General features: G+C 60.5%; 22 protein-coding genes. 6 read left to right on the top strand and 16 right to left on the bottom strand.

Annotated features, from left to right (window positions below; genetic code table 11):
* Positions 1-2: 2 nt before the first annotated feature.
* The 3 genes from dapF to miaA all read right to left on the bottom strand — a co-directional run bounded on the left by dapF (position 3) and on the right by miaA (position 2,262).
* A complete protein-coding gene (dapF, locus tag K6U75_01875) occupies positions 3-827 on the bottom strand; it encodes a diaminopimelate epimerase (GenBank protein MCL6473792.1) in 825 nt (274 codons plus the stop codon).
* 154 nt (positions 828-981) lie between these two features.
* Positions 982-1,287, bottom strand: coding sequence for an RNA chaperone Hfq (gene hfq, locus K6U75_01880; protein MCL6473793.1), 306 nt, complete (start codon positions 1,285-1,287; stop codon positions 982-984).
* A gap of 30 nt (positions 1,288-1,317) precedes the next feature.
* Positions 1,318-2,262 carry a tRNA (adenosine(37)-N6)-dimethylallyltransferase MiaA gene (miaA, locus tag K6U75_01885; GenBank protein MCL6473794.1) on the bottom strand — a complete coding sequence of 315 codons (945 nt, stop codon included), beginning with the start codon at positions 2,260-2,262 and terminating at the stop codon, positions 1,318-1,320.
* A gap of 329 nt (positions 2,263-2,591) precedes the next feature.
* Here miaA and K6U75_01890 point away from each other — a divergent pair, with 329 nt between their 5' ends.
* Entirely contained in the window at positions 2,592-5,000 is a 2,409-nt protein-coding gene (locus K6U75_01890; protein MCL6473795.1) for a carbohydrate binding domain-containing protein, read from the top strand.
* A gap of 83 nt (positions 5,001-5,083) precedes the next feature.
* Here K6U75_01890 and K6U75_01895 read toward each other — a convergent pair whose 3' ends face one another.
* Both K6U75_01895 and K6U75_01900 read right to left on the bottom strand, forming a co-directional pair.
* Positions 5,084-5,833 carry a ThuA domain-containing protein gene (locus tag K6U75_01895; GenBank protein ID MCL6473796.1) on the bottom strand — a complete coding sequence of 250 codons (750 nt, stop codon included), beginning with the start codon at positions 5,831-5,833 and terminating at the stop codon, positions 5,084-5,086.
* 26 nt (positions 5,834-5,859) lie between these two features.
* A complete protein-coding gene (locus K6U75_01900) occupies positions 5,860-6,891 on the bottom strand; it encodes a Gfo/Idh/MocA family oxidoreductase (protein MCL6473797.1) in 1,032 nt (343 codons plus the stop codon).
* Between the two features lie 135 nt (positions 6,892-7,026).
* Between K6U75_01900 and K6U75_01905 the strand changes: the two genes are divergently transcribed.
* Positions 7,027-8,562 (top strand): long-chain fatty acid--CoA ligase, encoded by a 1,536-nt coding sequence (locus tag K6U75_01905; GenBank protein MCL6473798.1) that lies wholly within the window; start codon positions 7,027-7,029, stop codon positions 8,560-8,562.
* Positions 8,559-9,248, top strand: a complete 690-nt coding sequence (locus tag K6U75_01910; protein ID MCL6473799.1) for a DUF554 domain-containing protein — start codon at positions 8,559-8,561, stop codon at positions 9,246-9,248. Before K6U75_01905 ends, K6U75_01910 begins: the two co-directional genes overlap by 4 nt.
* Here K6U75_01910 and K6U75_01915 read toward each other — a convergent pair.
* Positions 9,232-10,410 carry a HEAT repeat domain-containing protein gene (locus K6U75_01915; GenBank protein MCL6473800.1) on the bottom strand — a complete coding sequence of 393 codons (1,179 nt, stop codon included), beginning with the start codon at positions 10,408-10,410 and terminating at the stop codon, positions 9,232-9,234. The genes K6U75_01910 and K6U75_01915 overlap by 17 nt on opposite strands.
* A 156-nt stretch (positions 10,411-10,566) precedes the next feature.
* Here K6U75_01915 and murJ point away from each other — a divergent pair, with 156 nt between their 5' ends.
* The gene (gene murJ / locus K6U75_01920; GenBank protein MCL6473801.1) at positions 10,567-12,138 is read left to right on the top strand and encodes a murein biosynthesis integral membrane protein MurJ; all 1,572 of its coding nucleotides are present in this window, start codon (positions 10,567-10,569) and stop codon (positions 12,136-12,138) included.
* On the opposite strand, the gene K6U75_01925 is transcribed toward murJ, so the two are convergent.
* From K6U75_01925 to K6U75_01965, 9 genes are all read right to left on the bottom strand, one after another.
* A complete protein-coding gene (locus K6U75_01925) occupies positions 12,135-13,277 on the bottom strand; it encodes a hypothetical protein (GenBank protein ID MCL6473802.1) in 1,143 nt (380 codons plus the stop codon). The genes murJ and K6U75_01925 overlap by 4 nt on opposite strands.
* A gap of 12 nt (positions 13,278-13,289) precedes the next feature.
* A complete protein-coding gene (locus tag K6U75_01930; protein ID MCL6473803.1) occupies positions 13,290-13,985 on the bottom strand; it encodes a DUF1559 domain-containing protein in 696 nt (231 codons plus the stop codon).
* Positions 13,986-14,037: 52 nt separating this feature from the next.
* A complete protein-coding gene (locus tag K6U75_01935) occupies positions 14,038-14,442 on the bottom strand; it encodes a DsrE family protein (protein MCL6473804.1) in 405 nt (134 codons plus the stop codon).
* Positions 14,443-15,066 carry a PEP-CTERM sorting domain-containing protein gene (locus tag K6U75_01940; protein ID MCL6473805.1) on the bottom strand — a complete coding sequence of 208 codons (624 nt, stop codon included), beginning with the start codon at positions 15,064-15,066 and terminating at the stop codon, positions 14,443-14,445.
* Positions 15,067-15,097: 31 nt separating this feature from the next.
* Positions 15,098-16,033, bottom strand: a complete 936-nt coding sequence (locus K6U75_01945; GenBank protein ID MCL6473806.1) for a hypothetical protein — start codon at positions 16,031-16,033, stop codon at positions 15,098-15,100.
* Between the two features lie 58 nt (positions 16,034-16,091).
* Positions 16,092-16,919 carry an all3515 family Zur-repressed PEP-CTERM protein gene (locus K6U75_01950; GenBank protein ID MCL6473807.1) on the bottom strand — a complete coding sequence of 276 codons (828 nt, stop codon included), beginning with the start codon at positions 16,917-16,919 and terminating at the stop codon, positions 16,092-16,094.
* Between the two features lie 609 nt (positions 16,920-17,528).
* On the bottom strand, positions 17,529-18,410 hold the full coding sequence (locus K6U75_01955) for a polysaccharide deacetylase family protein (protein MCL6473808.1): 882 nt from the start codon (positions 18,408-18,410) through the stop codon (positions 17,529-17,531).
* A 155-nt stretch (positions 18,411-18,565) separates the two neighbouring features.
* Positions 18,566-18,862: a hypothetical protein gene (locus K6U75_01960; GenBank protein MCL6473809.1), complete on the bottom strand. Its 297-nt coding sequence runs from the start codon at positions 18,860-18,862 to the stop codon at positions 18,566-18,568.
* Between the two features lie 110 nt (positions 18,863-18,972).
* Complete coding sequence (locus K6U75_01965; GenBank protein ID MCL6473810.1) at positions 18,973-21,615, bottom strand: heparinase II/III-family protein; 2,643 nt, start codon at positions 21,613-21,615, stop codon at positions 18,973-18,975.
* A 128-nt stretch (positions 21,616-21,743) separates the two neighbouring features.
* Here K6U75_01965 and K6U75_01970 point away from each other — a divergent pair, with 128 nt between their 5' ends.
* Positions 21,744-22,679: a hypothetical protein gene (locus K6U75_01970; protein ID MCL6473811.1), complete on the top strand. Its 936-nt coding sequence runs from the start codon at positions 21,744-21,746 to the stop codon at positions 22,677-22,679.
* A gap of 96 nt (positions 22,680-22,775) precedes the next feature.
* Positions 22,776-23,576, top strand: a complete 801-nt coding sequence (locus K6U75_01975; protein ID MCL6473812.1) for an STN domain-containing protein — start codon at positions 22,776-22,778, stop codon at positions 23,574-23,576.
* A gap of 117 nt (positions 23,577-23,693) precedes the next feature.
* Here K6U75_01975 and K6U75_01980 read toward each other — a convergent pair whose 3' ends face one another.
* On the bottom strand, positions 23,694-26,087 hold the full coding sequence (locus tag K6U75_01980) for a beta-propeller fold lactonase family protein (GenBank protein MCL6473813.1): 2,394 nt from the start codon (positions 26,085-26,087) through the stop codon (positions 23,694-23,696).
* Between the last annotated feature and the right edge of the window lie 144 nt (positions 26,088-26,231).

Genomic DNA, 26,231 nt, shown 5'->3' on the forward strand with positions numbered 1-26,231 from the left:
ATTCAGACTTCTATCTCTCCCACGAACACTTCGGTGGCCGGTCCTGTCATCAGCACACGCCCATCGCCCAGCCACTCGATCTGTAAATCTCCCCCGGGCAGGTGCACCAGCACCTCGCGCCCGGTGAGCTTATTCAGCGCGCCGGCTACCACCGACGCGCACGCCCCCGTGCCACAAGCCAGTGTGATGCCGGCGCCTCGCTCCCATGTCCGCACGACGATTTCACGCGGGTTCACCACCTGAACGAACTGTACGTTCGTGCGTTTGGGAAACAGCTTGTGGTTCTCGATCTCGGGACCCACTTTCTCTACGGGGAAGGAAGCAACGTTGCCCAGGAAGATGACCGCGTGCGGGTTGCCCATCGAGACAGCGGTGAACTCCAGTTTCCTGCCTGCTACACGCAGAGGATACCCGATCACGCTCTCCATCCCCTCCACGCGCACCGGTATCTCCTCCGGCGCCAGGCGGGGTAAGCCCATGTCTACGGTGACGGAGACGACTTTGCCGCCCTGCGTGCTGAGTTTCAGGGACTTCACGCCAGCCAGCGTTTCCACGTTCATCTGCGTGCTGGTGACGTGCTTGCGGTCGTAGGCATATTTGGCGAAGCAACGGATACCGTTTCCGCACATCTCCGCCTCACTGCCGTCGGGGTTAAACATGCGCATCCGCAGGTGCGCCACCCGCGAGGGCAATACCAGAATCAGCCCGTCCGCGCCTATCCCGAACCTTCGGTCGCACAGGCGGCGCGCCAGTTCAGGCAAACTCTGCTCGGCAATTTCCGACTTCAGGCAGTCCAGCACCACGAAGTCGTTGCCGATGCCATGCATCTTGGTAAACTGCACTTTGCGCTCCCCAAAACCTCCTGTTCCGTAGACTTCCGTGTTCGGTCACGAGAATCCGCAAAGCAATCCCCCCTTGCTGTGCCAGGGGGATTGCCCTGTATTTGACGCTCCTTTGCCGCTGAACTTCCCGGCGCACCGATCAGGCGGTCTCGGAAGGCGTCTCCGTGCTCTCGGTGCCTTCGGCGGGCGCGCTGACCGCTCGTGCTGCAGCATCCGGTGGGCGATACGTAGAGACCGGTCTGGAAGGCACCACCGAGGTAATCGCGTGTTTGTAGACCAGCTGAGTGGGCTTGCCCGGGCTATCAAGCAACACCGTAAAGGCATCGAACCCGCGAACCAACCCGCGTAGTTGCACGCCTCCAATCAGATAGATGGTGACGGCAATGTTCTCTTTGCGCACCTGGTTTAAAAAAACATCTTGCAAGTTAATTTGAGTCTTCGCCATGTCTTGGGCTCCCCTCCATCCCAAAATCCATCAAGTGTGTTCTTGCTCGCTTCGCAGTCTGTGCAGTATTTGCCTCGCTGTCTCTTCCGCACCTTGCGAAGCGTCTATCCATTCGATCTGCTTGTCGGCGCGGAACCATGTTAATTGACGCTTGGCAAACCGTCTTGTTTCACGTTGTATCCGCGCGATGGCTTCTGAAAGCTCCCATCGCCCCTGCACCACCTGCACCAGCTCCCCATAGCCCAGCGAGCGCATCGCAGGCAGATTGGGAGCGTAACCCGCTTCCAGCAGGCGGCGTACCTCATCCAGCCAACCCTGAGAAATCATCCGCTCCACTCGCTCGTTGATGCGCCGGTACAGCAGTTCACGAGGCATGGTCAGACCGAAGCGGCGCACCCTGCCTACCTCTGCAGGAGGCTGACAACGCTGCCACTCGGAAATAGGACGCCCCGTGAGCTGATAGACCTCCAGCGCGCGAATGATGCGCACCGCATCGTTCGGGTGGATGCGCGACGCCGCAAGCGGGTCCACCTCCTTCAGCCGCGCGTGGAGGACCGCACTGCCCTCTCGTTTTGCTTCCTGCCACAACTGCTGGCGCAGCGTCTCGTTTGCAGCAGCAGGCGGGATGTGGAAGCCGTCCAACAGCGCCTTCACATACAGCCCCGTGCCTCCAACCACCAGTGGCAACGAGCCACGCTGCCGTATCTGCCGAATCGCCTCCAGTGCCATCTGCTGAAACCTTGCTACACTGAAGGGTTCGTCAGGGTTGCAGACATCGATGAGGTGGAAGCGCACGCGCTGCTGCTGCTCTGGCGTGGGCTTGGCGGTACCGATATCCATCCCGCGATAGACCGCCATGCAGTCCGCAGAGATAATCTCTCCGCCCAGCGCTTCCGCTAACAGGATGCCCACCTCCGTCTTGCCGGTCGCGGTGGGTCCCACTACTGCCAGAACATCAGGCAGGAAGTCTCTCATTGGCTCCGAGCTTCTCAGAGTGTGGCTGTGGCGTACGCCCTTGCAACTTGACAAGGTACAAAACGCTTGCGCAACCCAGTATACCATAAGCACAGGCTGACCTGCAAGATGACCAAAAGGTTCCGCCTTCCCGCGTATCAGCCTGTGAAAGGTGTCTTCCAACATCATAGCGAAGACATAAAAGCGTCGCTGTTCCTTCCAGCGGGCAGGCAGGTGGAGTGTGGTCGGCTCACCCGGAGGTTCGCCATCCGAACAGCGCGCATGACGGGACACGACCGTGCCACAGACTTCGACCTGAATGCAGTGGTCATGGAGGAGGGTAGATATCCATGATGTGGTTCACGAGAATTTTCATCCTTGCCAAAACCCTGGTTGGCTTATCCTGTGCGCTCGCGCAGGCTCAGGTCGCCAGAATGGAGGTGGATGCCACCGCACCGGGCACACCCATCAGTCCCGTGTTGTGGGGCATCTTCTTTGAGGAGATTAACCACGCAGGCGATGGCGGAATCTATGCCGAACTGGTACGCAACCGCTCCTTCGAGGACGCGACGGTGCCGCGGGCGTGGAGACTGGCTGAGGACAGCCCTGGTAAGTCCCGCATCGCCATAGATACTTCACGCCCCCTTAACGACAGTAACACGCGCAGCCTGCGCTGGGAGATCGACGAGGGCACGCCGAAGGTCAGCCTCATCAACGAGGGCTACTGGGGCATCTCCGTGCAAAGGGGTAAGCGGTACCGCCTGTCCTTTTACGCTCGCAGGGACGAACGTTTCCGGGGTGGCTTGACCTTCCACCTGCAAGGAGCAAACGGACAGGTGTACGCTCAGCACACGGTGCGTGGACTCGCTACGGACTGGAAGCGATTCACGGCAACACTGACCTCACGTGCGACAGACCCCAAAGCGCGGCTGGTCGTCACCGCCGAGTCACCGGGCGCTGTGTGGCTGGACATGGTTTCGCTGATGCCGGAGGACACCTTTAAGGGACGCCCCAACGGACTGCGCAAAGACCTGGCGCAGATGCTGGCAGACCTCAAACCGTCGTTCCTGCGCTTTCCCGGCGGCTGTTTCGTGGAAGGCGACCGCATGAGGAACGCCCTGCGCTGGCGAGATACACTGGGCGACATCGCCGAACGCCCCTCGCGCTGGTGTGTATGGGGTTATACCACCACACAGGGCTTGGGGTTACACGAATACCTGCAGATGAGCGAAGACCTCGGCGCCGAGCCGATTCTGGTGGTTAACTGCGGGATGGCGTGCCAGTACCGCAACGGTGACGTCGCGCCAATGGAACAGCTGGATGAGTGGATAGAGGATGCTCTTGCCGCCATCGAATACGCCATCGGACCCCCCAGCAGCAAGTGGGGCGCGTTGCGGGCGAGGAACGGGCACCCCAAACCTTTCCCTCTGCGCTTTGTAGAGGTGGGCAACGAGAACTGGGGACCGGCATACGAGGAGCGATACGCCCGCTTCTACGACGCCATCAAGGCGCGCTTCCCGCAAATTCAAATCATCGCCACCGCGCCCGTGCGTAGCCGCCCGATGGATGTGCTGGACGAACACTTCTATTCCAGCGCGGACTGGTTCATTTCGCAGGCGAACCGCTACGACCGATACGACCGCAAGGGACCCAAGATTTTCGTGGGCGAGTATGCGGTCACCCGGGACTGCGGGACGGGCAACCTGCGCGCGGCGATTGGTGAAGCCGCGTTCATGACCGGCATCGAACGCAACGGGGATATCGTGGTGATGGCGGCTTACGCCCCGCTGTTTGTCAATGTCAACGCGCGCCAGTGGAACCCCGACCTGATTGGTTTCGACAGCTCGCGCGTCTACGGCACGCCTTCCTACTACGTGCAGAAGCTGTTCAGCCACTATCGGGGCACACATGTTTTGCCCCTGAAGATGGACGCGCCCGCAATGGCGGTTCCAGAATCGCGTGGGGCGATAGGAGTGGGAACCTGGCAAACGCAGGCGGAGTACCGAGACGTCACAGTGACGCACAACGGACAGACCCTGTTTGCCGCCGATTTCACGCAGGGAGCGACGGGCTGGCGCGTGGTGCGCGGCGACTGGCAGGTGGTGGACGGTGCCTATCGTCAGAACGGATTGGCTACCGATTGCCGCGTGGTGGCGGGTGACCCCTACTGGAGGGACTACACCCTGAGCCTGCGCGCGCGCAAGCTCGGCGGGGCGGAAGGCTTCCTCATCATGTTCCGCGTGCGCGATGATGATAACTGGTACTGGTGGAACATTGGCGGATGGGGTAACTCCAAACACGCCGTCGAACAATGCATTGCCGGAGGCAAAAGCATCGTGAGCAGCGAGGTGCCCGGCAGTATTGAAACCGGGAGATGGTACGATATCCGCATCGAGGTGCAGGGTACACGCATTCGATGCTATCTGGACGGCAAGCTGATACACGACTTCGAGGAGAAACCGCTACCTGTCCTGTATACGGTGGCAAGCCGCAACCACCGAACCCGTGAGGTCATTCTCAAAGTGGTGAACGTTTCCGACCGGGCGGTGGAGTCCGAGATTCGCCTACAGGGCGTACCCTCCCTACAGCCTGCGGGGAAAGTCATCCAGTTAACGAGCGACAGTCTGGACGACGAGAACTCGCTGGACAACCCCACGCGCGTTGCGCCGGTGGAAAGCACGCTGAGAGGGGTCGCTCCGCAGTTCCGGTATACCTTCCCCAAACACTCGCTAACGGTGATAGTGCTGAAGGAGAAGTAGCGGGAGACATCCTGTTCTTCCTGTCATTCAGAGAGGTGCGCACCCCCCTTCCCGACAGGGGAAGGGGGGTGAGGGAAACTGGTTTACACCTTCTTACCCGCCCAGAGCACGGCGTTATACAGAATGCGGCGCACGACAGGGTGGAAGTAGGTGGGCATGGTCTCATGCCCGGGGCGGAAATAGAACACGCGACCAATACCCTCGCCCTGCCCCACACCGCCGCCGGGTCCCGAGGTGAAGTTCGGGTCTATCCCTTTACCCACCGTCCAGCACAAGCCGGAGGGGAAGGTCTCACCGCCCAGCGGGAAGTAGGACTGCAATACCACCACCAGCGGCGGCGGCACATCAAAAGGCGCACCATACATCTCCTCGCCGTTGAGCACGAAGTCCTCCACACCCTTCGCAATCGGGTGCCAGGGAGCGCACACGCGGATGTGTTCGTCTTCCGGCGGGTCGTTCTCGCGCCAGCCGCCCTTCAGGTGACCGGTACAGTTCAACACCGCGCGGAAAGGCTTGGAATAGTGCGCGGAGTGCAGGGCGACCAATCCCATGCCCTCTTGCTGAACGCGCTGCGCAACACGTGCTGCCAGCTCGTCTTTCACCTCGCCATGCCGGGCGTGTCCCCACCACATCAGCACGTCGGTGTTCGCCAGCAGGTCGGCAGGGCAGCCCTGTTCCGGTTCGTCCAGATTGGCGGTGCGCACCTCCAGCACACCCTCTTTGTCCAGTTCTCGCAACCCTTCCGCCACCGCGCCGTTGATGCTGCTGGGATATACGGCTTTGGGCGCGTGCGGCGGATTCTCATCCCATACCAGAACACGCAGTTTGCTCATCTTCTCCTCCATCGCACTGTCGTTTCTCAGGCATCTTCGCCCATTATCTCTTTACGGGTGATCTCACGCCCTTCCTGCACCGAGCGATAACCTGCTTCAATCAGCGCGACCACCTGCAGGTTATGCCTGCCGCTGCACAGATACGGTTTGCCCTCGTCCAGAGAGCGGATGTAGTGCAGCATCGCGTTGCCAAAGGCGTCAGGGGACCACTTGCCCTGAAAGCGGGGACGCAGCTCCGCCGGTGGTTCGGCGGTAACAATGACGAACCCCTCGCTCGTGCCGGTAATCGCACCTTTATCGCCCTGAATCACTACTTCCTCTACCATGTGCGGGCGAGGCAGGTGTCCGCGATAGCTCCAGTTGTTGATGATACACGCCTGCATGCCGTTCTCGAAGCGGATGTTCATCACGTTCCACGTATCGCCAACGATGCCCGTTTGCGACGGGTCGCGCCCCATGATGGCGTATGCACTGCGCCAGCTGCCAAACCAGTGCACCACCAGCGCGAGGTGATGCACACCCATGTCGCTGAGAACCCATCGCTCTTGTTTACCGTAAAAAACGTGCCCGCTCAGGTCAAACCAGTTGCGGTTCTCAATCTGGCAATAGTAGGGCGTGCCGATGATGCCCTCGCGCAGATACCGTTCCATCACCCGAAAACCAGGCACGAACACCGAGTTCTGGTTCACCATCAGCGGGATACCCGCTTCCTCCGCAATGGCGACCAGCTGACGTGCGTTCTCGTAGTACTGCTCCAGCGGCTTCTGCACAAACAACGCTTTGCCATACTTCGCTGCCCAGCGGAAAATCGGCTCGCGCACGTGCAGAAAATGGGGCGCCGCTACATCCACAATCCTCACTTCGGGGTGGGCAATCAGCGACTCCACATCGGTAGTCGCGATGGGCAATTCCCACTTCGCCTGCATCAGTTTCACCCGCTCGGGGTCAATGTCGGCTCCGCCCACTACCTTCAGCCCCAGATTCCGATAGGCGGTCAGGTGCGTGTTGGCGATGCCGCCCAATCCCACAATGCCTATACCCCACTGTTCATACACCATCTGCGTCTACCCCCTGACCAATATCCGTGATACTCTTGCTATCCAGAGCGTTCCGCGTTCTTGCTGGCGATTCCTGCCGTGCAGGAAAAGGCATCCTCTTGCTCGAAATCAGGTGGCAGGAGGTGTGACAGGGCGATGAATCTCTTCGAAATGCTTTTACAAACCACGCAGCGCAATCCTGAACAGACCGCACTGATCTTCCGTGACAAGCCTATCTCTTACGGGCAGCTGCTCGGCGCGGTGAGCGGCGTCGCTAAAGGGTTCAAAGAGCTCGGTGTGGAGAAGGGCGACCGCGTGGCGATACTGTTGCCCAACGTGCCACAGTTTGTGATGGCGTACTACGCCTGTCAGGCGCTTGGGGCAATCGCCGTGCCTGCCAATCCCCTGCTCAAGCCCGATGAGCTGCGCTACATCTACAACGATGCGGGCGTCAAGCTGGCTGTGACCATCCCCCTCCTCGCCGATGTCCTGCGCGCAGTGAAGCCACAGGTAGCCTCTCTGCAGCACCTGCTGATGGCGGGTGGTGAGGCTCCCGACTTTTTGCCCTTCGATGCGTTGTGGCAGCAGCAGGCTCCCGTGCCCACTCCGCCCGAGTTCAACCCGCGCGAGCATCCCGCCGTGTTCCTCTACACCTCTGGCACCACTGGCTTTCCCAAAGGGTGCATGCTCAGCCACCGCAACCTGATCGCCAACTGCGAATCGTGCGTGCCGGTGCTGGAAATGTCGCCTCAGGACAACTTCTTGACAGTGCTTCCACTCTTCCACGCCTTCGCGGGCACGGTGTGTATGCACCTGTCCATCTATGTCGGGTGCAGCAGCACCCTGCTGGAACGGTTCAGCCCCGACGGCGCGCTGGAAGCCATCGAAAAGCACCGCTGCACCATCTTCCCCGCGGTGCCCACCATGTTCGCCGCCATCCTGCACTTCCCGCTACCGCGCGAGTACGATTTGTCTTCATTGCGCGTGTGCGTCTCCGGCGGCGCACCCATGCCCGTCGCGGTGATGGAAGCGTTCGAGAAGCGATTCAATGTGGTGATTTTGGAAGGCGACGGACCCACCGAGTGCTCGCCGGTGACGGCGGTGAACCCGCTGAAGGGCGTACGCAAGCCGGGCAGTATCGGCTTGCCGATTCCGGGCGTCGAGATGAAAATCTTCGACGACAACGATATCGAGGTTCCGGTCGGCGAGCTGGGCGAGATTGTGGTGCGCGGCGAGAACGTGATGCTAGGCTACTACAATCAGCCTGAAGCCACCGCCGAAGCCATGCGCAGCGGCTGGTACCATACGGGCGACATCGGCAAGGTAGACGAGGACGGCTACTTCTACATCGTGGATCGCAAGAAGGACATGATTATCGTGGGCGGGCTGAACGTCTACCCGCGCGAGGTGGAAGAGGTGTTGCACACGCATCCGGCGGTGGCAGAAGCAGCGGTAGTGGGTGAATACGACGAACTGCGCGGCGAGGAACCGGTCGCCTATGTGGTGCTCAAACCCGGTGCAGAAGCCACCGAACGGGAGATTATCCGCTACTGCCGCGAGCGGCTGGCGAATTTCAAGGTGCCCCGGCGCGTGATATTCCGGGAATCGCTGCCCAAGTCCGCCACGGGCAAAATCCTGAAGCGTCTGCTGCGCAAAGAGCTGGAACAGGAGCAGGGCGCGAGCGCAGGATGATTGGTACCTTTATCAACACCGCCACGGTGGTTATCGGCACGGGCGTGGGCTTGACGGCGCGACGTTTCCTCAAGCCCCGCCTGCGCGAGACCACCATGCAAATCATCGGCTTGATGACGCTGATGATTGGCGTGCAGATGAGCCTCAGCGAGAAGAACCCCCTGCTGCCGCTGGCAAGCCTGCTCATCGGCGCGATGATTGGCGAGGCACTAGATATCGAAGGCAGGCTGGACGCCCTCGGCAACTCGTTGCAGAGACGTTTTAGCAACGAAGGCGGAAGCACCTTCAGTCAGGCGTTCGTCAGCACCAGTATCCTGTTCTGCGTTGGACCGATGACTATCATGGGATGCATTCAGGATGGTTTGCGCGGTGACTACAGCCTGTTGCTGGTGAAGAGCCTGCTGGATGGGGTCTCGGCTGCCTTCTTCACCGCCGCACTGGGCTGGGGGGTGTTGTTTTCGGCAGGCACGGTGCTGGTGGTACAGGGTGCGCTGACACTGGGGGCAGGCTGGGTGGGTAGCGTGCTGACCGAACCGATGAAAAACACCATGGTTTCCACGGGCGGCTTGATGATGCTGGGGCTGGGCATTCGGTTGCTGAATCTGCGCCAGATTCCGGTGGCAAACTTCCTGCCCGCACTGGTGGTTGCGCCGCTGCTGGTGTGGCTGGTCAGTTTGTGGCGTTAGTCAGCCTGCCGGAGGGTTCGCCTTGCAGCAGGCGAACAATTGCCCGCCGGAAAGTTTCGAAGTCGCGTTCACCGTCCCAGCGATAACGGATGCGCCCCTGCGCGTCAATCAAGTAGGTGACCGGCACGCCCTGTATCCAGTATCCGGAGACGATCGCTGGAGTAGCCAGCGCCTGGGGATAAGTGAGGTTGAACTTCTTGACCCACTCGCGCACCGCACGTTCGCCCTGTGTTTCGTTGACCGCTATGCCTAACATCGCCAGCTGGCTTTCGGGGAACGCCTCCCGCACGCGCACCAGCTCGGGCATCTCGGCTTCGCAGGGGGCACACCACGTGCCGTAAAAATGGAGCAACAGTAGCTTTCCCCGATAGTCCGTGAGACGTTTTCGGGAGTCGTCGATGGTGGTCACTCGGAGAGCTGGGGCGGGGTCCGTACGGGTCGGGTGGATAGGGGATACAGTTGCCCAACGTATTTCTTTTTCCCAGCGCGACTGCTGCTTTGCCCACCATTGTTTCCACTGGCGAATGACTTCCTGCCGCTTCGCAGGCGGGTCGGAGATTCTGGCGAAGTAAGGCATTCCCGTCAACTTGCGCAACACTCCCAGCGCGAAGAACCGCACGGTGGCGTCCCTGTCATCCAGCAAGGGTATCACCGCCGGGATGAAGCGCTTTTCGTTGGCGAAGCGCAGCTGGCTGATAGCGGCGCGGCGAATATCTACATCGTCATCCTTCAGTCCTGCCAGTAACAAGCGCATTCCCTTCTCCCTGTCCATCCGCCACAGAGATTCCATCGCGCGTCGGCGTAACGACGAGTAGTTGTCTTCCATCGCGGTTTCCAGCAAGGGAAACGCTTCCCGCACCTTCCAGTCCTCTATCGCTTCCACTGCGGCGAGGCGTATGAGGGGGTTGGGGCTGCGCAACAGCTCGCGAGCCAGCCTGGCGCGTTCTGCACTGGACAAAGGTGCCATCCTGTCCGCTACCTTCACGGCGGTCTCCTCCGCAGTGGGCAACGGCAGATTCTCGCTTTGGCGACTGGCAATGAAAGGGTACGCCATCACAAAAATCACCGCCAGCGCCGCCATGATAACCAGTGCTCCCCAAAAGGGATGCACTTTCTGAGACTGTTTCTCGCCGTCGGCGCCCGATGATGAGGGATGAGCCATATTGAACCTCAGGTCTTACGTCACTGTCCGGGTTATCTGATTGGTATCGATACTACCACATTTTGGCGCGGGATGTAAACAATTCAGCCGCCCCCTCTTCAGCGACTCCGTATCCATTTGACACGGGCAGGAAGGCACAGTACAATAAGGCTCAGCATGGCTCAAGAGACCCACAAGGTGGCGCGGGCGGCGGCGGTGATGATGGTGGCGATTTTCGTCAGCCGCGTGTTGGGGCAGCTGCGCGACACCGCCATCGCCGCGTGGTTCGGGCAGAACGCCTATACCGACGTGTATCGGGCGGCGTTCTCCATTCCCGATTTGTTGTTCTTCCTCATCGCGGGCGGCGCGCTTTCCTCCTCCTTCGTACCGGTATTCACCGAATACCTCACGCGCGGTCAGGAAGAGGAGGCGTGGAAGGTCTTTTCGGTGGTAGCCACCTTCATGACGCTGGTCGTCACGGGCTTGGTGCTCATCGGCGAGGTTTTCGCACGTCAGCTGGTCCCGCTAATTGCGCCCGGTTTTGAGCCGTGGCAGCTGGACATGACCGCCTCACTGACGCGCATCGTCCTGCCCGCGCAAATCTGTTTCTTCTTGGGTGGTCTGATAATGGCAACGCTGTATGTGCGTGGGCATTTTCTGGTTCCTGCGCTGGGTCCCATCATTTACAATCTGGGCATTATCATCGGAGGCTGGTTGCTGGGAGGGCATCTGGGGGTTGCCGGGCTATCGTGGGGCGCGCTGGCAGGCGCGGTTGTGGGTAACCTGTTGCTGCAGATGGCTTTCCTGCGTCGGGTGGGGGTACGCTATGCGTTCAGCCTTGACCTCAAACACCCCGGCGTGGTGAAGGTCGGCAAGCTGGTGCTGCCGGTGATATTGGGGCTATCTTTGCCGCAGGTGTTTGTGTTGATTAACCGCGCCTTCGCCTCGCTGTTGCCGCCGGGGGCGGTATCTGCGCTGGATAACGCCAATAAACAGATGCAGGCGCCACTGGGCATTTTCGCGCAGGCTATCAGCATCGCGGTGTTTCCGACGCTCAGCGCACAGGCCGCGCGGGGCGACATGGAAGCGTTCCGCCGCACCCTACTGCAGGGCTTGCGGGCGTTATGGTTCCTCACCGTGCCGGTTTCCGTGCTGATGATGGTACTCTCCACCGACATCGTTTCCATCCTTCTTCAATACAAGAAGTTCACCCCGTACGACACGCGCATCACCGCTGAGGCGCTGGTGTTCTACTGCATCGGTCTGTTCGCCTTCTCCAGTCAGGCGATACTCAACCGCGCGTTCTACGCGGTGCAGGATACGGTGACGCCGGTGGTCATCGGCACGCTGACCACGCTGGTGTTCGTGCCGTTGAACTGGTGGCTGATGGGTCCTCTGGCGCACAAAGGGCTGGCACTAGCGGGGTCTATCGCCGCGATACTGCATGTGGTCTGGATGCTGTACGCGCTGCGCAAGAAGGTGCAGGTACCCGTGCACCAGCTGTGGGTGCCGTTCGCGAAAGTGGTGCTTGCCACCCTCGCCGCCGGAGCCCTTGGTTACTTTATCAGGCACGGACTGTCTGCCACACTGACCCTGCTACAGTGGCACCCGAAGCTGGTGTCTTTGGTCACTATTGCAGTGGTCAGCCTGGCGAGCGGTGGGTTATACCTTGCCCTCGCCAGGCTGGTAGGTGCGGAGGAGTTGGAGTATGCGCAGAAAGCCTTACGTAGCCGCTCGCAGGGAGGCTAGTCATCTCCTATCGCACCGAAGTTGCGCACCAGTATGCCAAAGTCGAACAGGTTCACCTCCTCGTCGCCATCGAGGTCGGCGTTGGCGTCCCAGTTCGAGTCGCCCGACACACTGCCAAACGCCGCCACCATCTGCCCGAAGTCGAGCAGGGTGACCTCATTATCTCCATCGACGTCCCCGTTGGTCAACGACGCGGCGAGGCGCACTCTGCCCGACAGGTTTACACCGCTCAGGGTTCGGCGTAGCCAGTGTGATGCCTTCAGGGAGACATCGTATGTGCCTCGCAGAGAGGTTTCCAAACGAAAACTTCCGTTTTCGTCGAGGGTGAGCATGTGGCGTTCCGCAGGGCTGGTGGAGCTTGGCTCACGCAGCTGCACCTCCACCTGAACTCCAGCGGGCGATGCCAGATAATCCTCGAGCGAAACCTGCCCGAACAGCTCGGTTCGCGAGGCCGCAACATGCAAGCGTGCGACCTGCACGGGCAGGTTTTCGCCAAAGCGATGGTAGCGGGTACTACCGTCGGTAACCAGCAATGAGTTGGGTTTGGTGCGGGTGCTGTCAGGCTGGCTATACACCGTTATCGGTATATCCGTGCCCACCGGCGCGTTCTCCGCCAACTTGAGGTAGACGTGTCCCACGAAGAAAGGCTCGTTCACTGTGCTGCCGCCCGGCGCAAGCACTACCCAGATTGCACCAGAGGGAGTCTCGACGCTGCTGGCAGAGTCTGTGGGACGCAACAGATTGGCGCGGAGAGGAGGTGTCTGTGTCGAGACAGCGGCTCGCGTCTGTGCGGTTAGCCCCAGCTGTTGAATCTGCGGATGCCAGAAAGCGTTCTCAGCAACCTCTGAGAGGTTGGGCGTCACTGCCTGGAGGTACGGGTGGTCTATGCGCAGGTATGCGCTGCACAGATACCAGCGCGTGACGTCACCCTGTGGGACGAAGCGGAAGCCCACACTCAGCCGCACCAACGCACCCGGCTCAACCTCCAGCGAAGATACCGGTGCGGTTGGCAGGTTCGGAGTCGGTGTCGCGTCCGCCACTGCCGCCGGCGACACATCGAGAAACAGTGTTGGCTGTGCCCACGCGGGCAGCCACAGGCACAAAGACAAGGATAGAACTATCCAAACTCGGTTTCGCATCGGAGTACCTCCCTACTCGCGTCCCGGATGGTGCAGGTCGATGCGTCCATCCGGCGTCCAGGTCTGCTCGAAGCGCATCCATTTGGCATGACCGTCCACGAAGGTGTAGTTTGCTCCGCCCAGGTGCCAGGTCATTGCCAGCTCGTCTTCGGGCAAGAAGAAAGTACCGCAATCGTTGGGCCAGCGCCATGCGCCAGCATGATAGTGGTCAATGGTGGCGTTCGGCTTGGCTTCGGCGATGTAGATGGTTCGCGCAGGAGCAACCACTGAAGCCAGACTATTGTAGCCAGCACAGTTCGTGGTCAGCTCGTCCACGCCCAATCGTGGCAGCATCCAGAAGTTGGTCACATAGCTGGTCTGACGCACCGTTCGGAAGCCGGGCAGAGGCCTTGTCCAGTTGGTGCTGGGGTCCGACGGACAGCGGTAAAGCAGCTTCGTTTTGGTGTACGGCTCCAGTGACCGCACCCACACCCACGGGGCGTTGGTACCCGTATGCGAATCCAGAGGGAATCGCTCGTCGTAGTCCTGTATATACATGTTGACCGCCAGCCCCATCTGCCGCATGTTGCTCAGACAGGCAGATTGTCGTGCCTTTTCGCGCGCCTGTGCGAAAACTGGGAACAGAATGGCTGCCAGTATCGCGATAATCGCAATGACCACCAGCAACTCTATCAGGGTAAAGGCTTGCTTGTGTTGCTGCATCTGCATCCTTATCCACCTCCTTGGAGAAGGGCGGGGGGAAGTAGCCCCCCTGCCCAGGTTACAGCGAGATGACCATATCGGGCGGATTACTCGCCAGTGCCTGATACAGGTCGGGGAAACAGCCTACCTGCACTCCTTCGACCGTATCGACGACGTGGCACTCGGCAGGCTCACGCAACCCCTGTCCTGTGACAGGGTCGCACCATCGAGGTTTGCCTTTCGCCAGGTTGCGCTCCAGAGCGCACATGTCGCACATCATCAGCAAGATGTTTCGCTCCTTCGCGACCTTTGCCAGACGCTCCCCGATGGGGTCGCCCTTGCGCAGCACGAACGTGTTGTCATCGAAGAAGAACATGCCGACGACATCCACGCCGTGTGTGCCCGCCTCCAGCTGGGGCAGAATCATCTGCGCCAGCTTGTAGGACGCCGAGCGCGGCATGATGAACACGTAAGCGACTTTCAACTATCGCCTCCTCCTGCTCAGCAGCAGCAGTCCCGTACCGGTTGCCAGCACCGCTAAAGAGGCTGGCTCGGGTACCGGGTTGAACTTGATAGTGTACACCAGCGAGTTGCCCAGCGCAGTGCCGTCGTGGGCGATGCCGTTGACCAGCTGGAACTGCCACAGCTTCGGGGCAAAATCGGACGTAGCGAAAACCACATGCTTGTGGACGGACTCCGGGTCATCGGGGTCATACATCAGCGTCAGCTCGCCCACAGTGCCGATACCGAAGATGGGGGCGTCATCACCCTCCACCACCCCGAACAGCTCAGAACTGACGAACAGCTGGCGGATAGTGACCTGCTTGAGCATCGGTTCATCGCCGTTTAGCGGGCTGATGGTGTGGTCGTGGTCTCCATGGGCGAAGTCGAACCCAATATCCACCACGTAGAAGCCAAGCCCTGTTGGCTCCATGTTCACCGTCAGCCAGTACGGCTCTTGCGTGAGCGGTTCGGGGGACAGAATCGTCAGGACTCCGCCCTCATATCCCAGCAAGAGGTCGCCTTCATGCTCGTCTTCACCTGCGAATGCCCACACGCTCAGCGCGAGCACAGCGATGAACAGACCGAACAGTCGATACAGTTTCATCCGATTTTCCTCCTTTCGTATAGATGTTGGTTTAGCGCATGCCCTCCCCGCTCTGTCCGTAGTAAACCAGAACGGGGTAGAGGTCGTCGAGGTTGACCGTACCGTCCCCTGTCAGGTCTCCATGAGAAGCGACGCCGCCAAAGTGGTTCACCACATCCCGCAGGTCGTTGCTATCGATGAGGTCATCACCGTTGGTGTCGCCTAGCTTGGCGAAAGTCCAGTCCTGCCGCTGAGAGCCAGACAGGTTACGACTCACCCGCACGGAGAGGTGCTTATCCAGTTTGGCAACCACCTGCACGTTGCCCGACGTGTTGAAACCTGCAAGATACGGGTATATTGCCCACGGGTTCACGGGCTGTTCCGTGCTGGCGACGACATTGCCGTCGCGGCGCACCTGCAGCCGCAAGAAAAGGTCATACAGGCTACCCACATACCAAGGCGAAGGCGTCACATTGCCGTGGAGGCGGCTCGGGCTGCCGGCTACCATGTAGATGCGGTAGACAAACGGCATATCGAGCAGCGGTCTCGCCTGGTAGTCCACACCGCGAGTGGCTTTCAGGTCAAAAACATACACGCCAGGTGACGACGCAGCGAAAACAAAGTGATGGTGTGGCGTCCCCCCGAAGGGCAGGTCGAAATAGTTTGGCGTATTGCCCGCGCTGAAGACGGTTCCGATGCCCGACTTGTTACCCACGATGCCGGGAGATATCCACACCTTCTGCACGCGGCAACGTTGCAACATGAAACCCAGCCATCCATCGGGCACGAAGAAGTCCATCCCCACGTCCAGCAGAAAAGTGCCCTGCTGGGGCGTTACCATTTGGCGAACGGGGTGTACCTCTGGTTGGATGATAGTGAGATAGCTGTTCTCATACCCGAAAAGCATGTCCAGCTCGTGCTGAGCGCAAACAGCTTGCGCCCCTAACCATACGGTCAGACAGGTTGCTAACAGCCATCGGGCTTTCATTGGACACCTCCAGAGAAGCCGCCCAGCCCAGTGATGGGCTGGGCTTTGCTGACGCTTTTTACTTCCTGCGGCGCAGCCACAGACCAAGTAATCCCGCGCCCAACACCGCCACCGTCGACGGCTCAGGCACCGGATACAGGTCGAAGTGGAAGACGCCCGAATCGCGCAGAGGTCGATACCCCGCCGTGTTGTTGAGGTCTATCAGCTGGAAGGTGGCGGAGTAGACCTGCACGGGCGACCCCATCGCGACGGAGAACACCGGCAGGAAGGCAAAGTTATCGCCTGCCCCAATCTCGTACACGCTGCCCACGCTGGTCAAGATGGGCGTGCCGTCGGGCAAGGTGATGCGCAAGCCGGGTGTAATATCTACCAGACGCAGACCGATGCGCGCGTCTCCCAGCATTCCCGTCCAGCGTCCGCCAGAGGAGTTATACAACCGCTGGATAGCCGGGTCAGTGGAACCTGCCAGCACCCCTGTCGGCTGCATCAGCAGCTGGCTGTACTCATCGGTATCCAGCCCGGTGCGATAGTAGCCGGCGAATGCGCCGCTACCCGGGCGCATGTAGATGTACTCCTGCCCGGTGGGTCTTTGGTATAGCTCGGGCAGACGGTTGTTCGTGTTCGTGTTGTTGACGGCAGGCGAACTGGCTGGCCCGCTGTACGACCACGCGCCGATGGGGTGATAGTGTTCCGTTCCCGGCGTGTAGTGGGCAAACAACAGGGTTAGCCGTCCAAAGTTCGGGTTCGACAGGCCGCGGTAGGTACCGCTGCCGATGGTGCTTAAGCCGTCGACTCCTATGAAGTAGACGTCATGATGTTGGGCGCGTGCAGCGCTGACGCACAGCACCGCCAGCAGGGCGATTGCCCACAGCTTCAGTGTTTTCATCCTTTCCTCCTTACAGAAATGTGATGTTGTGATTGACTGGTACGGCCGAGTGAGGCGAACGCCCCACGCAGCGACTAAAGGGCTGATGAAATGAGCAGAGCTTAGAAAGGCTATGCCGTCGGGGGAGCGCGAACGGAGGGATTACTAACGACCTTGAGAGGGGTCAGGAGGGTATCGCATAAACAAAGAGTCTCCGTATCTTCGGGGAGAACGACACCGGCGACTTGAACGTCAGGCGAAGACGGGGAGTAGTGCAGCGAGCAGATGTGACATTCATGTTCATCGTGTTGATTGTTTTGCCAGCACGCTTGCGTGGAGTCAGAAGCGTGGCACGGGTGTGTGTGGTGGTGGTAGGCAGGTACGAACACCTGCATCGCCAACCATAGCACGGTTAGCAAGAGGAACGCGGTCTTACCTCGGTTGCCTTTGGTGCCACGTTTCATCCGATTTCACCTTCCGCATTCAAAACATTAGCATATCTCCACTCTGCCTGTCAAGGGTTTGCCGCGCTCTTACGCGAAAAAAATTCTTAAATCTGGCTCCCGAACGGCTTCAGCGTCTTGCCTGATGCGCAGCCAGATACCATTGGCGTAGCGCCGCACTGGCGGGTTACACCCGTCCCTTCCTCTGCAGGTCGCGAATGACCCGCCACCCGATGAGCTTGACGTCCTGCTCCTTCAGGATGCGGCGGATTTCGGCGTCAGTAGTGAACAGGCGAAACTCCTCCGCGCGGTCTTTCCATGAGCCGGCGATGTGCTGCATCTCCTCGGTAGGCAGAGCTGGGTGGATGTACAGCTCGGTCACGCCCGGCTTGAGTTCCCGCAACATGCGCTTCCAGTACTGCGTGATACTTTCGCCCGGCTTGCGCCCGCCGTGAATCAGGTAGTCCGGGAACAGGATGCCCTGCTCCAGCACTTTCTGACGCATATCGGGGTAGCCGAACTGCGCCAGCAGATCCTGCGACCCCATGCGCACGGGCAGGTTGAACTCCTTCGCCAGCGGCACATACACTTCGTAGAAGTACTTGTCGCTGTACTGCAGCGTGCCCATGTGCGAATCGAGATGGGTGATGTCGATGCCGCTGTCCATAGCCATCTTCATCTGGGCGCGAGCTTCGATCATCGCCTGCTCGGGGGTCGCGTGCTGGTACACCTGCGGCACGTCGCTCCACAGATAGCCCTGTGGGTCTATCAAACCCCTGAGCTTGCATCGGTCGCCCACCGGTCCCCAGCGATAGTACTTCCATTCGCTGGTATGCGTGAGGTGGATGCCGAAATCCGCCTTCGGGTGGGTGCGAGCATACTCGGCAATCTGCAGGAACCAGGGGCACGGAACCATGATGGAACCGGTCGTAATCAGCCCCTTCTCCATGCCCTGAATGGTTGCCTGGTTCGCGGCATAGCTCATGCCCACATCGTCCGCGTTGACGATGAGTAACTTGTCGGTGGGCTTATAGCCCAGTTTCACCGCAAGGGAAACCTCTTGCGCCATCTTTGACCTCCTGTGCGCCTTCGGCAGCGACCGGCTGAAAATCTATCTGTGATGACGGGATGACCTTCATTCCTGCGCCTCCTTGATTTATCTATTCCATGCAAAAAGCGGCTCTTCCTGCATGGGAAGAGCCGCCAGGTGGTCTCAGCAACATGTTACAGCAGGATTTCCGCTGGCATCGCGAACACCCGCAGCGCGGGTTTGCGTCGCTCTTCGAAACTGTCCACCAGCTCCTTCAGTTTCTCGGTGACCTGCTGTGCGAGTTCGTCAGACATCACGCTGAGGAAGACGGTGTTTTGACCGGGCATGATGGGCGAGCCGAGCCGCCGCCCTGTTTCTCCCACACCGGACACCCCGGAGTAGCGGGTATAGCCCGGCACATGCACCTCGTCGAGCACCTTGACCACACGATAGTCAATGCCCGTCTCACACACAATCATGAGCATTTTCATGGCGTCCCCCTCCTCTCGTTCGCTCATGGCTTACGGGCAGAGAAAAGAGTATCGGTAACAGGTGCTATCCATGTGGAATCGTATCACGCGACCGACATCTTGTCAACACCTCATCCATGAGGCACCAGCAGCGGCATGTTCCTCATCCGTCCTTCCCCTCTCGTTTGCAGCACCAGCAGCTGAACCGACGGCAGTTCGCCCCACTCGGGCACCTTCACGCGGCGGCGCCTGCGGAAACTGGGCGGACGGCGCAACGGGTCTTCCACGTCCATCGCCACCAGCAGATGCCGTTCGCCGTCGTGCAGGGTCACCTCTACCGCCACATGGTTGTCCGCATACGGGTCGCCGCTGGAGGCGAGCAGGGGCAAGCGACGCACAGCAGCCACCGGACAGGTCTCGCCCTCGAAAGGTACCAGCACCGCCACGAAGGTGGATGCCAGAGTCGCTCCACCCCTGCGCCGCACGAGAAGGCGCGGTATCCACGCCTGTTCTGTACCTGTGTAGCCCGTCACCGAGACCCATCCCTCACAGGTGTATGCCTCCGCCTCCGGCGTCAGTTCGATGCATCGCAAGGTGACCTTCTCCCCGCTGGAGCGGTAGCCGCGGCGGTCTTCCACTTGCCAGTCCACTGTCAACGGAGCATTCGGGTCGCGCCGCTGGATTCGTTGAAACTGTCGCATCACGGCATCGGCGTATTCCTTGGGTTTGGGTGCGTTGCGGCGCGCCTCCTGAAGGCGTATCTGACCGAAGGTACTGTGCACAAACTTGTCGTGCGTGCTGCCGCCGACCACGCGGAAGATGTCCAGTACATAGAAGTCTTTCTCGGAGACGTCCACCATGACCAGCGTCCGTTCATACTGCCGAATACCGTAGACTTCGGGCGCGCATACCCTCACCGTCCGCACACGCTCGGCAGGCACCCACAGGGTACTTTTCCCCGCCTCCACCCGCTGTTTTTGACCGTCGACGACCACCGTGTTGTGCGCGGCGGTGGAGTAGTACCACAGCACCTTGTCGGAATACCAGCCGCCGTATTGCACGGGCGGGTAGCCAAAGTCCACCATCAGGTCGAGCCCGAACGCGAACATCCCCACGTTCAGCGCGTCATGGTGTCCGTGGCTGTTGCCCGAGTCGTAGTCTATCCACACGGCGCGCTCATGCTCCCCCCGCCCCGAACGCAGAATCGCCAGGTGCCACTGGCTTTTGTTGACGCTACTCTGTGAGAACGTCGTGCCGTGTTGAGCGATGACCCGCTTCACTCGCTGCTGGAACCGCGCCGGGTTATCCGCCAGCAGGTCATGGGGCAAGCCATCTACCGACTTGCCGTTAGCCTGATACAGCAAGCGCACAAAGTCGACGTCTCCCGTCAGCTCATACAGCCTCCAGAAGAAGGTGAATAGCGACGGGTTGAACAGGGGATGGGGTTCGAAGATGCCTGTGCCCAGTGCAGGCAGGCGCAGGAAATCGACGCCACAATACTGGGTTATCTGCTGCCCGATGATGCCTGTATCGCCGATGAGCGGATAATAGCGCCCGAAAATCCACGTGTCCAGATGGAATCGGAACGTGTCGCGCAGGCGGAACCGCTCTACCGCCCGCGGTAGCAGGTTGGGGGAGACGCGGTCAAACAGCCCGACGATGTGCGCAATGGCACGCACACCCGAAGCCGAATAGTTCGCCAGACCTTTCTCGCCGGTCACACCGTCGACGGCGGTCGCCTTCTGCAGGGTCTCATCTAGCATCTGCTGGACGGTCGCCGCGTTTTGCTCGTAGCTCTGCACCGCCATCAATACCATCTTCGCGAAGGGCGTGCGGGGGAAATTGCTGGCAATCTTGTGTTCGTTGCGCAGAGGGTCTAACAGCAACCCCTGCTCGATGTTCTGATGGACGTCGGCAAAGGTGGCTTTGGGATTTGGCAGATTGAACCGCTTTGCCTTCTCAGAGAGGAACTGTAACAGCTCCGCATCCACGCGCAGGGCATCGAACACGGCATCATAGGCTATCGCCAGCAGGCGCGTCTCTTCGCAGGCATCGTGCCACGTGGAAACGTAGCCGTCGGTCTGCACGGTCTCGTACACCACGGACTGCGTTTTATGGTCGAACTGAGGATACAGGTCGGCGATGCGGTCGAGCAGGATGCCTGCCTTCCGCGCGTACACTCCCTCTCCAGTCACGAGATAAGCGGACGCCAGGTTCAATACACCTGCCACCACCAGCTGCTTCCACTGCTCGTAAATCAGATACGCGCCGATGAACCGCCAGCGGTTCTCGCCCTCCGCATAGCCCGTGCCGTCATCCACGCCAAAGCGGTGCAGGGGGTCGTTGGGGTCGGGATGCTGGGTGTTGAACAGCAGAGCGCGGTCGGCACGCTTCGGGTCGAAAACGCCATGCTCGTCCAGCCCCGAGCGGTAGTACGCCTCAAAGTCGTTGGTGGGAAACAGCATCTTGCAATGTGGACACTGCACCTTCCACGGGTGCTTCCACGGTTGTATCAGCCAGTCGTACATCGGGACAGGCTGTTTACACGTGGGGCAGTATCCGTTGGACCAGACCATCCACGAACGCGGCAGAGTGGGACCAAACATCAACGCCCACAGGTCGTCGTCACTCATCCGCCGCCAGGGTTCGGCAGCCTCTACGAGGCGTCTGGCGGTCTCTTCTGCCCAGTCGAAACGGCTCACGTTCTGGCGTATCCTGCGTCGCAGAGGCTCTGCGAAGAAAGCGCTTGTGCGCTTCACGATGCGAGTATCCATACAAGTTCTTCGCTCCTCGACATGGTTTCCATCCCGTTCGCCAGACATGCCGTTCATCCTGCCACGCTACTGCCTGTGGCAGGAGTACGCCCTGCATTCGGCGCAAAACACGATGGGAGGCTAATCCGATGTGTGTAGAGGAGAAACCTTTCGACGTGCTGGGTCTGGGCGTGCTGGCAGTGGATGAGCTGCTGTACGTCGAGCACTATCCGCCGCCCGATACCAAGACACCGGTCTTGCATCGCGAGAAGCAGGCAGGAGGGCTGACAGGCACCGCTCTTGTTGCTGCCGCGCGATTGGGCGCACGGTGCGCGTATGCGGGAATGCTGGGGCACGACGAGTTATCGCAGTTTGTGGTAGATACTTTTCGCCGCGAGGGGATTGACCTGACGCATGTGGTGTGGAGCGACGATGCGCAACCGGTGCACTCGGTTATTATTGTGGACACCACAGCGCACACCCGAAACATCTTCTTCCTGCGAGGCGCAAAAACCGGCGCAGCTCCGGACGCACCTCCCGCCGAAGTGATTCGCAGCACACGGGTGTTATTTGCCGACCACCACGGGTTAGCAGGGATGGTGCGGGCAGCACGCATCGCAGCGGAAGCGGGTATACCCATCGTCGCCGATGTGGAGCGTGCGGGAGGAGAGGGCTTCAGGGAGCTGGTGGAGCTCACCACGCACCTGATTGTCTCTCGCGATTTCGCAGAGCAGTTCGCCCCCGGTGCAACGGTCGCAGAAGCGGTGAAGCGTATCCGTCGCAACGCGGCGCAGACGGTGGTGGTAACCTGCGGCTCAGAGGGATGCTGGTACCTGGGGGAGGGGATGGAGGAGCCCGTGCATCAGCCAGCCTATCGCGTGCCGGTGGTGGATACCACCGGCTGTGGCGACGTGTTCCACGGTGCTTATGCCGCCGCGCTGGCAAGGGGGCTGTCTCTGCCGGAACGCATCCGGGTCGCGTCGGCAACCGCTGCACTCAAGGCGATGCACTACGGCGGGCAGGCAGGCATTCCCGGCTGGGAGACGGTCACGGAGTTTATCCGTAGCAGGAAAGATGTGCGGTGAGGTAAAATGGAGTTGATAGGGAAGTAACCTATCGCTATCCATTGGCGTCTTAACAAGTGGAAACCTCTATCGCGCGCGACAGAGGAGGTGAGGCAAATGCGGATGAAGTGGCTGTGGGTTCTGGCGTTGCTGGCGCTCGTCCTGGGCACAGTAGGCCCGGTGTACAGTCAGCAAGGGGGCGGTGAGTCGCCTCGCATCACGCTGAATCTGGAGTCCGCCAGCATTGCCGACGCTCTGAAGTTGCTGTTCCGCTCCGTCGGCTACAACTACACGCTGGACGAGTCGGTGGTGGGTGGTTACGTCACCGTCTCGCTAAAGGACGTCACCTTCGAGACGGCACTGCGCACGATTTTGCGCTCGGCCAACCCGCCATTGACGTACCGCGTGGACGGCGGCGTGTACATCATCACGCCCAAGGTGGAAACGTATGAAACCACCACAGCCGAGCCGACGATAGAAGAGCAGCCGCAGCCCCAGGTTCGTACCGAGAAGATTGTGCTGCAGCACCTGGACTCGCTGGCTATCGCCCAGCTGCTTGGCGGAACCGCCATCGCACTGAACCAGACCGGCTGGACCTATAGTGGCGGCGGTTACGGCGGCTGGGGCGGTTACGGCGGCTACGGCGGCTTCGGCGGCTACGGCGGCTTCGGCGGCTGGGGCGGCAGCGGCTGGGCTGGCGGCGGCTGGGGCGGCTATGGCGGCGGCTTCGGCGGCTGGGGCGGTGGCCTCGGCGGCTGGGGCGGCGGTTTCGGCGGCTGGGGCGGTGGCGGCTTCAACCGCGGTGGTTGGGGCGGCGGCTTCAACCGCGGTGGTTGGGGCGGCGGCTTCAACCGTGGCGGCTGGGGCGGTGGTGGCTTCAACCGCGGCGGTTGGGGAGGCGGCTGGGGAGGCTTCTAGCCTGCCCGGACGCAATGCAGCACCGCAGTGACCCTTCAACCTGCTGGAACCCGAAACAGTGGGCACTGAGCGACTCTGCTCAGTGCCCTTTACCTGGGAAGTTGCCTGCCTCCGATATCATTCCCTGCTGACCGAAGGCTGGCTGAAGATGCTCCTGACAGGCGCAGGCATCGGGTTATCTGCCCCCTTCACCGATCGCCAGATGATCTCGCTGAATAGCAGGTCATCCACGCGGTCCTCCTGGCTTAAATCCATTGCCAGCGACTCGCGCCAGCCCCACGCACTGGCAGGGTTCTTTTCGTTCAGGTCTATGCGTGCGGGACGGCATTTGTACGGGGTGAAGTCGGGCCTGTCGGTGAAGCATCGATACATCGGGGTGGCGGCGGCATCGTACTGGCTCAACGGCTCCAGTCCCAGAATCAGCTCCATCGTGCGCAACATGGAGCAGGTGGTGTAGAGGGTGCTGTCCACGCTGCGCCGCTTCACGTACGGCGAGATAACCAGAGCAGGACTGCGGTGCGCGTCCACATGGTCGGGACCGTTTTGCGCGTCGTCCTCCAGCACGAAGATTGCCATCTCCTTCCAGTAGCGGCTGCGCGTCAGCGCCTCCACCAGCGTGCCCAGCGCAAGGTCGTTCTCGGCGACCATCGCGCGGGGGGTCGGCTTGCCCGGGCGGGTGCCCCAGGTGTGGTCGTTGGGCAGACGCATGATGATGAAGCGCGGCAGGTCGCCGTTCTTCTCATACTCGCGGAACTCGGTCAGGAACTGTTCCACGCGCTGCATGTCGGGAATGTCCAGATTATACGGGCTGAAGATGGGGCTGAAATGCCCTTCCAAGGAGGGCACGGTCGCTTTCAGCGAGCCATCAGGGCTCTGCGTGACGAACTCCGCATAGGAGCGATAACTGACGCCCGCCCGCTTGCACGCATCCCAGATGAAGCCTGCATCGGGATAGGCGATGGGGTTGGTGCCCTCGTAATCGTAGCCGTGCCCGTGCCCGCCGTAGCCGTAGGGCCATATTTTCTCCACATAGTCGGTGGCGTAGGCGGCGGTAGACCAGTTGTGCCCATCCGCTGAAACCTCAGCATCTACATAGAAGTTATCCAGCAGCACAAATTCCCTTGCGAGCGCGTGGTGATTCGGGGTTACCTCCTCCCCGAAGATACACAGGTTGGGGTCGCCGTTCCCCTCCTTCATGTCTCCAAACACCTGGTCGTAGGTGCGGTTTTCCTTGATGATATAGATGACGTACTTGATGGGGCTGGGGTCTCCTCTCTTTGCAGGGATGACCTTCGGCAGCTTGGAGGGCGCGCGGGTGAGCAGACTGTCCTTGTAAGGCATCAGCTCGCGCACGCGCTGCGTGTACCGGCGCAGGGTCGCGTTGTCGGGTACAGGAACGGACTGCACCGTGCTCCGCAGGATGCTGCCGATGTACTCGCGCTGCGGATTGGCTTTGGGAGTGAACCCTTTGGAGTTCAGCACGTAGAGCATACTGTTGTCCGGGGCGACACGCACGGCTGCCGGATACCATCCCGCCGGAATAAAGCCCAGCACTCGGCTTTCTTCGCCGGACACGTCTACCACCGCCACGCTGTAGTTGTCCGCGTTCGCCACGTAAAGACGCTTTCCGTCCGGGGAAAGCGCCACACTGTTGGGTGTGGAGCCTGCGGGTGCGCGGGGCGATAACGCCACGTTCACCTGCTCCACCGCCTTTCGCTGCACCATGTCCACCACCGTCACGGTGTTGTTATTGGCGCACGCCACATACAACCGCTGACCGTCCGGACTGAAGGTCATCTCGTTGGGATGGGTTCCTGTGGTGACTTGTGCGATGGTTTGCCATGTGCTCGTATCGAACAGTTGCACTGAAGCCATTCCCCATCGGCTCACCGCCAGCAATCTGCCATCGGGCGAAACGGCAACCCCATACGGCGAGCCTTCCACACTCAATTTGCGCAGTAGCTTGCGCTCTTGCAGGTCGATCACCGCCACGCCGTTGCCTTTCATGAGCGCAGCATACAATAGCCTGCCGTCGGGGCTGGTGGCTACCTGCGCCACAAACTGCGTGGCTGTCTCGCCATCCGCTTTCACGGGGATGTTTCCGTCCTCGCTGAGCCGGGCGATACCCACCCGGAACACCCGCACCACGTCGTCCGAGCCGCCCGAGACGTAGAGCCGACGTCCGTCGCTGCTAAAACAGATGCCCACCCAGCCCTTCGCGATGGGCAGCTGGTGCAGGATGCGCTGTCCTGGTGCGTCTAGAAGCATCACCGAGTGTTTGGGCACGCCGCAGTGCAACACCGCCAGACGCGCCCCGTTTGGCGACAGCGCCATGCCCAGTGCGCCCACGTCTATCTCCAGCTGTTCCCCTGCGGGCTGAATACGCCAGCCATTGGGCAGCAGCACTTCGCCTGAGGACTTAACCGCAGGCAGGTCCACACCGGGGTTTGCCCATACGGCAACCGCCAGCAGCGCGAGCGGTAGCAACGTCCATCTTCTGACCCTTTGCATCTCATGCCTCCTGTCTCTTCATCTGGTCGTAGCAAGGGTGAAAATCTTCTCCGGTTTACTCATGGATACATTCGCCAGAGAAGAAAAAAGCCTTTCCTTCGCGGGAAAGGCTAAACAGGTAACTCATGGAGGGCTTAACGATGG

Source organism: Bacillota bacterium, assembly GCA_023511455.1.
GTDB lineage: Bacteria > Armatimonadota > HRBIN16 > HRBIN16 > HRBIN16 > HRBIN16.